Origin of the sequence: Mesorhizobium sp. CA7 (assembly GCF_020165015.1) — a bacterium.
In the GTDB taxonomy this organism is placed as follows: Bacteria; Pseudomonadota; Alphaproteobacteria; order Rhizobiales; family Rhizobiaceae; genus Mesorhizobium.
In genome coordinates, this window is sequence record NZ_JAIUHH010000019.1 from 83,112 (window position 1) to 95,002 (window position 11,891).

Below are 11,891 nucleotides of genomic sequence, written 5' to 3' on the forward strand. Positions count from 1 at the left end.
GGCGGTCCTCATCGCATGTCATTGGCAGGCTCGAGCTTCAACGCGCCGCGCCGGATCTCGAACAACATCACGCCGGTGGCGACCGCCAGATTGAGCGAATCGGCCCGGCCTGCCTGGGGAATTCTGAGCAGCCGGTCGCAGCTTTCGGCGAGACTGTCCGGCAGGCCCTGCTGCTCGTTGCCCATCAGCAGCAGGACCGGTCCCCTGGAGAAATCGACCGAGCGATAGTCGACCGCGCCCTTGAGATGGGTTCCGGCGACAAGGCCGGAGAAATCGCGGCGCCAGGCGAGGAAGGCCTGCTCGGTCGCCCTGGCGACCGGCACGGCGAAGATCGAGCCCATGGTGGCGCGCACCGTCTCCAGCGAGAACGGGTCGGTGGTGTCGCCGACCAGGATGACGCCCTTGGCGCCGACGGCGTCGACGGTGCGGATCACGGTGCCGAGATTGCCGGGGTCGCGCACCCGGTCGAGCGCCACCCAGACATCGCCGTCCCTGGCGCGGATGTCCTTCAGCGGCACCGTCTGCTGCGCAAAGACGCCGACCACCATTTGCGGGTTCTCACGGCGGGTGATGGCAGCGAGCACCTTTTCGGAAACTTCGAGCACCATGCCGCCGACGGCAACGGTCCGCGCTGCGACTTTTTCGACGGCCGGGTTGCCGCGTCCGGCCTTGGCGAAGACCAAGGTCCTGATCGACCAGCCGAGGTCGAGGGCATCGATGACCAGCTTCAGGCCCTCGGCCATGAAGGCGTTCTGCTGGTCGCGGAATTTCTTGAGCGCCAGCGCCTTGATGTCCTTGACCAGGGGATTGGCAAGGCTGGTGACTTCCTTGACCTGCCCGACCGGGCGAGCGCCGTCATGTGCCGTCATTCAAGCCACCCAGCGCGAGAACAGCGAAGTCGACAGCGCGCGGCCGGCGGATTTCTCGCGAATGATCAGCTCGCCGGATTCGACCGTGCCGCCCATACCGGCGAAGGTATCGCGCATCAGCGCATGGATGGCGAAGAAGGAAGCGCGGATCGAATAGGCGGTGAGAACGACAGCCAGCGGTTTCGGCGTCAGGATCGAGCGGCAAAGCTCGGTGAGGCCCGGCAGGTCCTCGAACAATTGCCAGACCTCGCCCTTGGGTCCGCGGCCATAGGCCGGCGGATCGAACAGCACGATGTCGTAGCGGCTGCCGCGGCGTTCCTCGCGCTCGGCGAATTTCATCGCGTCCTCGACGATCCAGCGGATCGGCTTGTCGGCAAGGCCGGCCATCTCCTGGTTCTCGCGCGCCCAGCCGATCGCCTTCTTCGAGGCATCGACATGGGTGACCTCGGCGCCGGCGCGGGCCGCCACCAGCGAGGCGAGGCCGGTATAGCCGAACAGGTTAAGCACCTTGACTGGGCGTCTCGCCGACGCGATCAGTCCCGCCATATGGTCCCAATGCGACGCCTGCTCCGGAAAGACGCCGACATGGCGAAACGAGGTGAAGCGGCCGAGATAATCGATGCCGTCATGCTTCATCGGCCAGGTTTCGCCGAGCGGCGTTTTGGGAAACCGCCAGCGGCCGATGCCTTCTTCGTCGGTGTCGCCGGTAAAGATGGCGTCGGCGCGCTCCCATTCCTTCGCCGGCAGGGCCCGCTGCCAGATTGCCTGGCCCTCGGGGCGCACGATGCGGTAGGGGCCGTATTGCTCGAGCTTCTCGCCGGCGCCGCTGTCAAGCAGGGCGTAATCGGCGTTTGGCGCGACTTCGAGGATCAACGGCAGGCGCTCGGCAGGCAACGCGCCTTCGCGGCGCGCAAGCACGCGCGGCGCCGGCTTGGCTTCCTGCCGCTCCGCCGGCTTTGTTTCGCGGCGCTCGGCAGGCGCGGCCTGCTGCCGTCCGGCCGCGAACGCATCACGCGGGCGGGGCTGTTCCGCCCTTGCGGGATGCGGGCGGCCATCGCGGCGTTTGTCGCGAAAAGATTTCAAGAAGGGTCATCTCCGGCGGTTCGGCCCGCTTCTGCCACAGCTCAGCCCACCGGCGCAACAAAGCCTGGCTCATTCAATGGTGCTGTCATCAACCATGCCGGATACCGAGCAGGCCGAAACAAAGCGAAACGAAGCCAAGCGCCTTCGCCGCGGCCACCGCCATGTGGCCGGTCTCCCAACGCAGCCGGACGGCCTCGAAATTGTCCGGGATCGGTCCGGGCGCCCAGGTCGCAAGAATGTCGTTGGCCGGTTTGACCAGTCCGAACCAGAGCGCCAGCGAGACGGCATAAAGCAGTGTGGCGGCGAGCAAGAGCCAGAAAGCTGTCGCTTGGCCGCGCAGCATCCAGGCAAGCAACGCCGGACAGAGGATCGCTGCGATATCGAGCGGCGCTCCAATGACGGCAAAGAGCAGGAACTGACCGTTGAAGACCGTCGCCTCTCGCCAGAGCGCCGGCGACCATTTCGTCAGCCTGGGCAGCGATTCCAGCACATGGGCAAAGGACGGCCCAAGGCTGAGCGCCGCGACGAAAGCGGTCAGCACCGACCAGAACAGCAGGGTCCCGCGCATCTCCATTGTGGGGAGAACGGGAACGGGACGCGGGCGTTCCCTGGCAGAAGGTCGCTTGCCGCGATGTGCAGGCCAGCCCTATTGTCCGGCACGCCGGTTAGCCATTCATGTCCCGTTCAGCCCGCCTGCTCGACCTCGTCCAGATCCTTCGCCGCCATCGCCGGCCGGTGAGCGGCCGCACGCTTGCGGACGCAATCGGCGTGTCGATCCGCACCCTCTATCGCGACATCGCGACGCTGCAGGGGCAGGGCGCGCCGATCGAGGGCGAGGCGGGGCTTGGCTATGTGCTGAAGCCCGGGTTCATGCTGCCGCCGCTGATGTTCACCGACGAGGAGATCGAGGCGATCGTGCTCGGCTCGCGCTGGGTGGCGAAGCAGCCGGACAAAAGGCTGGCGGCGGCCGCGGCGGATGCGCTGGCCAAGATCGCGGCGGTGCTGCCGGATGATCTGCGCAACGATCTCGACGCGACGACGCTGCTCGTCGGGCCGCGCTCGGAAAATGCCGAAGCGATCGACCTCGGCATCGTGCGGCAGGCGATCCGCGACGAGCGCAAGCTTGGCTTCCTCTATCGCGACGCCGGGGGAGCGACATCGAAGCGTCTGGTCTGGCCGTTCGCGCTCGCCTTTTTCGACAAGGTGCGGGTGATGGTGGCGTGGTGCGAAACGCGCCAGGATTTCCGGCATTTCCGCGCCGACCGGATGTCCGGCCTGACGGTGACAGACATCCGCTATCCGCGCCGCCGACAGGCAATGCTGAAGGAGTGGCGGGCAACCCTCGATGCGCCGGGCCAAAATGGAGCGAAAGACGCCTCCGGCTGATCGCTGCTGCCAGAATTTGGCAGCATGCCCGCGTATGGTCTCCAAGGTTCAGACAGCTTTGGAGATCAGATATGACCACGCCGAATTTCGTGATCCTCTATGTCGACAGCCCTGAAAACAGTGGCGCTTTCTACGCCAGGTTGCTCGGACGCGAGCCGGTCGAATCCTCGCCGACCTTCGTCATGTTCGTGCTCGACAAAGGTTTCAAGCTCGGCCTCTGGTCGCGCCACACGGTCGAGCCGGCTGCGGCGGCGGCAGGCGGTGGCGGCGAGCTCGTGGTCGCGGTCGAGAATGCGGCTGCGGTCGACGCCACCCATGCGGATTGGACTGGCAGGGGCCTTAAGGTACTGCAGGCGCCACTAGATCTCGACTTCGGCCGCACCTTCGTTGCCCTCGATCCTGACAATCATCGCCTGCGCGTCTATTGGCCGAATGGGCAGTAGGCAGCAGGCCTATCTTCCCTATTGCCTACTGCCCAATCCCTATTGCCTATTTGAGCGCCTTGTAGACGGCGACGCCTGCGGCGAGGTCCTCAAGCGCAGCGCCGACCGACTTGAACAGCGTGATCTCGTCGTCGGTTTGCCGGCCCTGTTTCTCGCCGCGCGCGAGCTCGTGCAGGTCGGCGACAATCGCTTCCGGCTTCAACACGCCGGAGGCCAGCGGCTGGACGATGTCGCCTGCCTCCTTGGTGGCGCCGGCGCGGGTGTCGACATAGACGCGGGCACGCGTGATCGCATCGTCATCACTTTCGCGCATCGTCGGCGTGAAGCCGCCGACGAGATCGACATGGGCGCCCGGCTTCAGCAGCGCGCCCTTGACCAGCGGCGTGTTCGAGATGGTCGCGGAAGCGACGATGTCAGCCTCGGCAAGCTCCGCGTCGAGATCGCCGGCGGCATTTGCCGGAAGGCCTTCGGCGCGCAACGCGGCGGCCACTTTTTCGGCATTGGCCGGCGTGCGGTTCCAGATGCGGATGGATGTGATCGGCCTGACCGCCGAATGCGCCTTGGCAAGGAAGGGCGACAGCGCGCCGGCGCCGATCACCAGAAGCCGCGAGGCGTCCTTGCGGGCGAGATAGGAGGCGGCGAGCGCGGAGGCGCAGGTCGTGCGCCACTGCGTCAGCCGTTGGCCGTCGATCAGCGCTTGCGGCTCGCCGGTGACGCCGTCGAGCAAAAGGTAAAGGCCCATGACCGCCGGCTTGCCGATGGCATTGTTGTCCGGCGACACGGTGACGATCTTGACGCCGATATGGCCTCCCTCGGAGGTGCCGGCGGCGTTGAAGTCGGTCCAGGCCGGCATCAAAAGCAAGGTCGAGGCGGCGCCGTCCGGCCGCTCGACGCCATGATGGTGGCGAACCGGCTGCACGGCGCCATCGCGGAAGGCGGTGCGCAGAGTCTCGACAAGGCCCGGAAAGGTCAGCGCGCGGTCGACCTCGGCGGCCGAAATGGTCAGCATTCAAAGCTCCGTGGTGTCGAAATGACGCTCGACTGTCTTCTAAGCAATTCCGGACGGAAAACCGCTACGCACTTTGCCTGGAATTGCTAAAGCGCGTCGCGCTGAAAACAGATTCAGGCGACGCGCTTTAAGCCTTTGTTCGATGCATGCCGTTGTCCCAGAACCGCTGCGCACTTCTGGGCGACATGCATTAATTCGTCGGGCTGGGCAGCGCCGGTCCCTTGGGCGCCACGGGCGTGCGGCTCACCGCCTGGCGCAGGTTTTCCGCCTCGAGGCCGCGCTGGCGCGCGAGCTTGCGATAGCGTCCCTGCTTCACCCAGGTGGCCAGGCTTCCAACGACCATGCCGATGGCCAAAGCCAGGAACAGGAAGATGAAAAGCGGCAGGTTCAGCGTCAGCGCAGGATTGCCGGGATGAAATGGATCGACCGTGAAGGCGACAGGGCCGCGATTGGCGACGGCGAGCGCGATCAGGATGACGGCCAGCGGCACGAAGACCACGACGAGGACGAAGCGATTGAACATCAAATCTCCATGGAGAGGCTTCTTGAGGCGCGCATGTCCTTGTCCTGAAACCGGTCTCCACTTTCGGGAGACATGCCTTTAGGCGCCAAGATGCCGTTTCGACCCGCCGGCCCGGCGCCTATTTGCCGCCGTTCAGCCTTTCGCGCAACTCCTTGCCGGTCTTGAAGAACGGCACCCATTTTTCCTCGACCTCGACGGACTCGCCGGTGCGCGGGTTGCGGCCGGTGCGGGCCGGACGGTTCTTCACCGAAAAGGCGCCGAAACCGCGCAACTCGACCCGGTTGCCCTCAGCAAGCGCGTCGGTGATCTCGTCAAAGATCGCGCCGACGATGTTTTCGACGTCGCGCAGGAAAAGGTGCGGGTTGCGTGCAGCAATGATCTGCACAAGCTCGGATTTGATCATAGAACATTCCCCGTAAAACCACTGCAACCGATTATCAGGATGATTTTATTGCTTTTTCGGCTCGTCCCAACGGCACCTTAAGGGTGCCAGACCGAAACGAGACCGTCAAGAAACAAGCGGTCGGCGCCAAGTTCGTGAATGATATCGCCGCCGGCATCCGGCAGGCCGAGCGCCTTGGCCGCCACTTTTGCCATCGACTGGGAAAACAGGAAACCGCCACGCCTGTCCTTGTCCTTCCACTCGACGACCTTGAGCTTGCTGTCCACGCCCTTCGTCGCCAGCCAGTCGATCGCCTCCTGCTCGCCGCCGACGGCGTCGACCAGGTGGTTGGCCAAAGCCTGGCGGCCGGTGAAGATCGAACCGTCGGCAAGCGCCAGCGCCTGCTCATGCGACATCTTGCGGCGATCGGCGACGATGCCGACGAACCAGTCGTAGCTGTCGAGAATCAGCTTGCGCACCATGGCGCGCTCGTCGTCATTGGTCGGCTTGAAGGGCGAGGGCGAAGCCTTGAGCGGCGAGGATTTCACTTCTTCCAGCTTGATGCCGAGCTTGTCCATGAGACCGCTGACGTCGGGATACTGGATCAGCACCCCGATCGAGCCGACGATCGATGTCTTGCGGGCGACGATGTGGTCGGCTGCACTTGCGATCATATAGCCGGCCGATGCCGCCAGCGTGCCGACTTCGGCCACCACCGGCTTGTCACCGGCAAGCTTGCGCACGGCGTCGAATGTGGACTCGCCGCCGACCGTGGTGCCTCCGGGCGAATCGATCGACAGGATGACGCCCTTCACCTCCGGCGACTTGCGGATCGATTCCAGTCTTTTGAGCAGTTCCTCGTCCTCGGTGATGGTGCCTTCAATCTTGACCTTGGCGATGTGGGGGACCGCCCGGCCGGTAAAATTGTCGTCATAGACCCAGCTCGAGAAAGCGATGATCGCTGCCGCCAGAACCAGAAACGCGACCACGCGCCAGAACGTCAGCTTGCGGCGCAAGCGGCGGCGGTCGATCAAGTCGTCGGCTCTCATTGCCATTGTCAGCCTCGTGGGTGGTGGGAAAGCACGCTTTTAAAGCAAGCTTCTACGCACGGCTACCGTTTCCTGGCGCGGGTCATCCGCTTCACAGAACGGTGACCCCTCTACTTTCTTGTCCTGATGCAATTCCTGTCGGAAACCGCTCGCAGCTTTCCCGGAACTGTTCCGAAAGGCCCGGCTTCGGCCTCGGGCGTCGACGCCAGGCTCACGAAAAATTAACGCAAGCAGTCCGTATCTGCTATGAAGTACAGGCCATCTCGCCGAATTCCTTTCGATTTTGCGGGCGGCAGCTGTCACATTTTTGCAGTTTTCCTCCGCTTGTGCTTGCTTGTAGGTGCCGGCATACCACCTATAGGCGGTGTTTGGGCGGGCAAAGGTCCATTAGAAAAGTGATGTTGGCGCGATCTGACGAAACGAGCGATGCCGGTGAGGCATCGGCTCCCGCGAACCAAGGCGGCACGCGTGGCGATGCGTTCAACCGCGCCCGGCGGCACTCGCGCCGCGTCCGCGTGCTGAAATTTGCGGTGCCGCTGGTCGCGGTCGCGATCGCCGTCGCCTTTCCGGTCTATTCCTACCTCAAAGCGCCGCTGTCGGTATCGGTGCAGGCCGACGGCACGGCGTTTTCCGACGGCAAGCTGGTGATGGCCAATCCGAAGCTCAACGGCTTCACCAAGCAGAAGCTGCCATATTCGCTGACGGCGACCAGGGCGACGCAGGATGTCGGCCAGCAGGCCGTCATCGACCTCGAAGGCATCAACGCCAGACTGCCCGTCGCCACTGACAACATCGTGTCGGTGGATGCCGCGCACGGTATCTACAATCGCGACGCCAACACGATGGATCTGACCAGCGAAGTCAGCGTGACGACGACGGACGGCCTGATGGCGAAGTTCAAATCGATCTTCCTAGACATGGGCAAAGGCTCTATGAAGACGAGCAATCCGGTCGACGTCAGCCGTGGCGGGTCGCGCATCACCGCGGACTCGATGTCGGTCGAGGACAATGGCAGGCTCGTGGTCTTCGAGAGCCGGGTTCGCGTCAACATAGATCCAACTGCGCTGAAGGCAGCGGGGGTAAACGGTGGAGAACAGAATGCGTCGCAGTAAATCCGCATGGCTTCCGGGCGCTGCTTCCGCATTGCTGTTTTTGGCAACGGCGCATTCGTTCGCGCAGTCGAGCGCGACCAGCCAGATTCCCGGGCTCAAGCTGTCGGGTGACCAGCCGATCCAGATCGAAAGCGACAAGCTCGAGGTCCGCCAGGCCGAAAGCATGGCCGTGTTCAGCGGCAATGTGACGGTTAATCAGGGGCCGACCCTGCTCAAGGCCGGCAAGATGACGGTCTACTATGTCAAGGATGCCAATGCCGGCAAAAGTGCCGCAGCAGGCGCATCGGCGATGACGGGCGCCGCCAATATCGACCATCTCGAGGTCGAGAACAAAGTCTACATCAAATCGAACGACCAGATCGCCACCGGCGACACCGGCAAATTCGACATGAAGACGCAGGTGCTGGTGCTTTCCGGCAAGGAAGTGGTGCTGTCGCAGGGCGACAATGTGCTCAAAGGCTGCAAGCTCACCGTGCAGATGAAGAGCGGCCTCGGCAATGTCGAAGGCTGTCCTCGCGTCATCATGATGTTCAAGCCGCAGAAACAGGACGCGCAGCAGGGAGCGTCGAGCAAGTAATGGCCGGCGTGACTTCGCTGCTGGCCCGTCTCCCGGGACGGGCAGCCGCACAACCCGCTGCGCCGGCGACGGTCGGCGCCGACAAGGCGAAGTTCAAGGGCACCCTGATCGCCAAGGGGCTGACCAAGAGCTACAAGGGCCGCAAGGTGGTGAGCGGTGTGACGCTCGGCGTGCGCGCCGGTGAGGCTGTCGGCCTGCTCGGCCCCAACGGCGCTGGCAAGACCACCTGTTTCTACATGGTCACCGGCCTTGTTCCCGTCGACGAAGGTTCGATCGAGATCGACGGCTTCGATGTCACCTCGATGCCGATGTACCGGCGGGCCCGCCTCGGCATCGGCTATCTGCCGCAGGAAGCGTCGATCTTCCGCGGCCTGAATGTCGAGCAGAACATCCGGGCCGTGCTGGAGGTGGTGGAAAAGAGCCGCAAGGAACGCGAGCGCACGCTCGACGAGCTGCTCGAGGAGTTTCACATCAGCCATCTGCGCAAGGCGCCGTCCATGTCGCTGTCGGGCGGCGAACGGCGTCGCCTCGAAATCGCGCGGGCGCTGGCGACGCGGCCTGCCTATATGCTGCTCGACGAGCCCTTCGCCGGCATCGACCCGATCGCCGTCGCCGACATCCAGCAACTCGTTCGCCATCTCACGGCGCGCGGCATCGGCGTCTTGATCACCGACCACAATGTGCGCGAGACGCTCGGCCTGATCGACCGCGCCTACATCATCCATGCCGGTCAGGTGCTGACGCATGGCCGCGCCGACGAGATCGTCGCCAACGCCGATGTGCGGCGTCTCTATCTGGGCGAGGGTTTCACGCTCTGACCGCGGGTTTCGATGCGGTTTCAATGACCGCGTCACGGCTTTCGGTCATTTTAGCGCTCGATAACGCTCCGGTAAGCCGCAGCTGCTAGCGTTTTGCTTGACAAGCAAAAGCCGGGCCAGTTTCTATGCCCGACCGAAAAACAGTCGACGCGTAGACGAGGCGTTTGAAGTCCATCATGGCGCTGGCAGCCAAACTGCAGCTCAGACAATCCCAGTCGCTGGTGATGACGCCGCAGCTGATGCAGTCGATCCGGCTGCTGCAGCTCACCCATGTCGAGCTCGAGCGCTTCATCGACGAGGAGATTGAGCGCAATCCGCTGCTGGAACGGGCCGAGCCGCAGGACGATGCCGCCGGCGATCTATCCCAGAAAAGCGAGACATCCCCGGAAAAGGACAGAGAAGGCGACTGGTTCGAGGGCGAGATGGAGTGGAGCGCGGAAGCGATCTCGCAAAAGCTCGATTCTTCCCTGGAGAACCTGTTTCCCGACGACCCAGGCACCAGCGAGAGGCTGGGGCCGGATCTCTCGGCGCAATGGAAGTCGGCCGCCGGGGGCGGCGCGGGCGCAGCATCGTCCGAGGGGTTCGACGTCGGCGACATGGCCGCGGCCGCCATCACACTGCGCGAACATGTCGGCGAGCAGATCGCGCTTGCCTCCTTGAGCCCCGGCGAACGCCTTATCGCGGGTGAGCTAGCCGAAGGGCTCGACGAAGCCGGGTACCTGCGCACCGAACTCGACGAGATCGCGGTTCGGCTCGGCACGGACGGCGCGGCGGTGGCGCGGGTGCTTGGCGTGTGCCAGACCTTCGAGCCAGCAGGACTTTTCGCGCGCGACCTTGCCGAGTGCCTGTCGCTGCAACTGGCGGTGCGCGACCGGCTCGATCCGGCGATGAAGGCGCTGGTCGCCAACCTCGAGCTTCTGGCGCGGCGGGATTTCCAGTCGCTGAAACGCATCTGCGGCGTCGACGAGGAAGACCTGCTCGACATGCTGGCCGAGATCCGCGCGCTGGATCCGCGGCCCGGCCTGGCGTTTTCGGGCGGCGCGAGCGACGCGATCGTCGCCGATGTCGAGGTGCGCGCCGCCAATGACGGCAGCTGGGCGGTGGAGCTCAATGCCGATACGCTGCCTCGCGTGCTGGTGGACAATGTCTATTTCGCCCGCATTTCGAGCCATGCCAGGGACCAGGCGGAAAAAGAGTTTCTCGCCGAATGCCTGCAGAACGCCAACTGGCTGACGCGCAGTCTCGATCAACGGGCCAAAACCATTCTCAAGGTGGCGTCCGAGATCGTGCGGCAACAGGACGCTTTCCTCGTCCATGGCGTGCGTCACCTCAAGCCGCTCAACCTGCGTACGGTGGCCGACGCCATCGGCATGCATGAATCGACGGTCAGCCGCGTCACCGCCAACAAATATATGCTGACGCCGCGCGGCGTCTTCGAGCTGCGCTATTTCTTCACCGCGTCAATTGCCTCCGCGGAAGGCGGCGAAGCGCATTCGTCCGAGGCCGTGCGCGACCGCATCAAGCAGATGATCGACGAGGAAAAGCCCATCGACGTGCTTTCCGACGACGCCATCGTCGACATGCTCAAGGAAAGCGGGGTCGACATCGCGCGCCGCACCGTCGCGAAATATCGCGAAGGCATGAACATTCCCTCGTCGGTGCAGCGGCGGCGGGAGAAGCGGGCGCTCGCGAACGCCGGCCGCTAAGCCGATGCGAATCTCGACAAGCCCTGGCCGGTGCGAGACGGTGCTGATTTCCCACAATTCCCGAGTTTCATTGACAAGCCGCAATGAAGTGTCTAGAAGCCCGCCCGCATGGAGCAGGGCGGTGATGCCCGCTAGCGAATGGGTCCGTCAGACACGGCCATGGACGGCCAAGAAGGCGACTTGTGATCAACCGGAAAGTTCGGGTCTAAAATCGGCGCGCATGCCGCTGCAAAGCTTGTGCGCGCGCACCACGGGTATAAACTCGGGAACAGTTTGAAGCCTGAGCAAGGAAGGTCAGTTTTCAGATGAATCTACGCATTTCGGGAAAACACATGGACATCGGCGATGCGTTCCGCACGCGCATCAACGACCGGGTCGGCGAGGCGATCGAGAAATATTTCGATCGGGGTTTTTCAGGACATGTCACGGTCATCAAATCGGGGTCGCGTTTCTCCGCCGACTGCATGGTCCGGCTCGATTCCGGCGCTTCTTTGCAGGCGACCGGCGATGCCCAGGACCCGACGCTTGCCTTCGAGGCGGCGGCCGAGCGCCTGGAAACGCGGCTGCGGCGCTACAAGCGCCGGCTGAAGTCGCGCAACACCGGCAACGGCAATGGCGAAGAGCCGACCGACATCGCCTACACCGTGATGGCTCCCCTCGCCGACGACGAGGAAGACATTCCGGAGGACTTCGCTCCGGTCATCGTCGCCGAATCAAGCTTGACGCTGCGGACCATGTCGGTGGCTTCGGCGGTCATCGAGCTCGACAACAGCGACAGCCCGGTCTTCCTGTTCCGCAACGCCGGAACCGACCATCTCAACATCGTCTACCGCCGGCCGGATGGCAACATCGGCTGGATCGATCCGTCGACGACCAAAGTCGCGCAAGGCTAAAAAGCCAGCCGCGCAAGGGGGCGACGACTGGCGCGGCAGGC

14 protein-coding genes are annotated in these 11,891 nt (G+C 63.9%); 7 read left to right on the plus strand and 7 right to left on the minus strand.

Annotated elements, in window-relative coordinates:
• Window positions 1-8: 8 nt before the first annotated feature.
• The 3 genes from LB552_RS25230 to LB552_RS25240 all read right to left on the minus strand — a co-directional run bounded on the left by LB552_RS25230 (window position 9) and on the right by LB552_RS25240 (window position 2,526).
• Complete coding sequence (locus tag LB552_RS25230) at window positions 9-869, minus strand: TrmH family RNA methyltransferase (protein ID WP_224610868.1); 861 nt, start codon at window positions 867-869, stop codon at window positions 9-11.
• Window positions 870-1,952 carry a class I SAM-dependent rRNA methyltransferase gene (locus LB552_RS25235; RefSeq protein WP_224610870.1) on the minus strand — a complete coding sequence of 361 codons (1,083 nt, stop codon included), beginning with the start codon at window positions 1,950-1,952 and terminating at the stop codon, window positions 870-872. It lies immediately after the preceding gene.
• A gap of 88 nt (window positions 1,953-2,040) precedes the next feature.
• The gene (locus tag LB552_RS25240; protein ID WP_095769258.1) at window positions 2,041-2,526 is read right to left on the minus strand and encodes a hypothetical protein; all 486 of its coding nucleotides are present in this window, start codon (window positions 2,524-2,526) and stop codon (window positions 2,041-2,043) included.
• Between the two features lie 101 nt (window positions 2,527-2,627).
• On the opposite strand from LB552_RS25240, the gene LB552_RS25245 reads away from it, so the two are divergent.
• Complete coding sequence (locus tag LB552_RS25245) at window positions 2,628-3,338, plus strand: helix-turn-helix transcriptional regulator (RefSeq protein ID WP_224610872.1); 711 nt, start codon at window positions 2,628-2,630, stop codon at window positions 3,336-3,338.
• A 71-nt stretch (window positions 3,339-3,409) separates the two neighbouring features.
• Window positions 3,410-3,781 (plus strand): VOC family protein, encoded by a 372-nt coding sequence (locus LB552_RS25250; RefSeq protein WP_224610874.1) that lies wholly within the window; start codon window positions 3,410-3,412, stop codon window positions 3,779-3,781.
• 46 nt (window positions 3,782-3,827) lie between these two features.
• Here LB552_RS25250 and LB552_RS25255 read toward each other — a convergent pair whose 3' ends face one another.
• The 4 genes from LB552_RS25255 to sppA all read right to left on the minus strand — a co-directional run bounded on the left by LB552_RS25255 (window position 3,828) and on the right by sppA (window position 6,750).
• Window positions 3,828-4,790, minus strand: a complete 963-nt coding sequence (locus LB552_RS25255) for an ornithine cyclodeaminase family protein (RefSeq protein WP_224610876.1) — start codon at window positions 4,788-4,790, stop codon at window positions 3,828-3,830.
• A gap of 190 nt (window positions 4,791-4,980) precedes the next feature.
• Entirely contained in the window at window positions 4,981-5,313 is a 333-nt protein-coding gene (locus tag LB552_RS25260; RefSeq protein WP_224610878.1) for a LapA family protein, read from the minus strand.
• Window positions 5,314-5,431: 118 nt separating this feature from the next.
• Window positions 5,432-5,716, minus strand: coding sequence for an integration host factor subunit beta (locus LB552_RS25265; protein WP_027165368.1), 285 nt, complete (start codon window positions 5,714-5,716; stop codon window positions 5,432-5,434).
• Between the two features lie 77 nt (window positions 5,717-5,793).
• A complete protein-coding gene (sppA, locus tag LB552_RS25270; protein WP_224610879.1) occupies window positions 5,794-6,750 on the minus strand; it encodes a signal peptide peptidase SppA in 957 nt (318 codons plus the stop codon).
• A gap of 392 nt (window positions 6,751-7,142) precedes the next feature.
• Between sppA and lptC the strand changes: the two genes are divergently transcribed.
• From lptC to hpf, 5 genes are all read left to right on the plus strand, one after another.
• Window positions 7,143-7,856, plus strand: coding sequence for an LPS export ABC transporter periplasmic protein LptC (lptC, locus tag LB552_RS25275; protein ID WP_224610880.1), 714 nt, complete (start codon window positions 7,143-7,145; stop codon window positions 7,854-7,856).
• Entirely contained in the window at window positions 7,843-8,433 is a 591-nt protein-coding gene (locus LB552_RS25280) for an LptA/OstA family protein (protein ID WP_224532219.1), read from the plus strand. Before lptC ends, LB552_RS25280 begins: the two co-directional genes overlap by 14 nt.
• Window positions 8,433-9,251, plus strand: a complete 819-nt coding sequence (gene lptB / locus LB552_RS25285) for an LPS export ABC transporter ATP-binding protein (protein ID WP_095769266.1) — start codon at window positions 8,433-8,435, stop codon at window positions 9,249-9,251. Before LB552_RS25280 ends, lptB begins: the two co-directional genes overlap by 1 nt.
• A gap of 176 nt (window positions 9,252-9,427) precedes the next feature.
• On the plus strand, window positions 9,428-10,957 hold the full coding sequence (gene rpoN / locus LB552_RS25290) for an RNA polymerase factor sigma-54 (protein ID WP_224610881.1): 1,530 nt from the start codon (window positions 9,428-9,430) through the stop codon (window positions 10,955-10,957).
• A 305-nt stretch (window positions 10,958-11,262) separates the two neighbouring features.
• Window positions 11,263-11,850, plus strand: a complete 588-nt coding sequence (gene hpf, locus LB552_RS25295; protein ID WP_224548067.1) for a ribosome hibernation-promoting factor, HPF/YfiA family — start codon at window positions 11,263-11,265, stop codon at window positions 11,848-11,850.
• The last annotated feature ends 41 nt before the right edge of the window (window positions 11,851-11,891 follow it).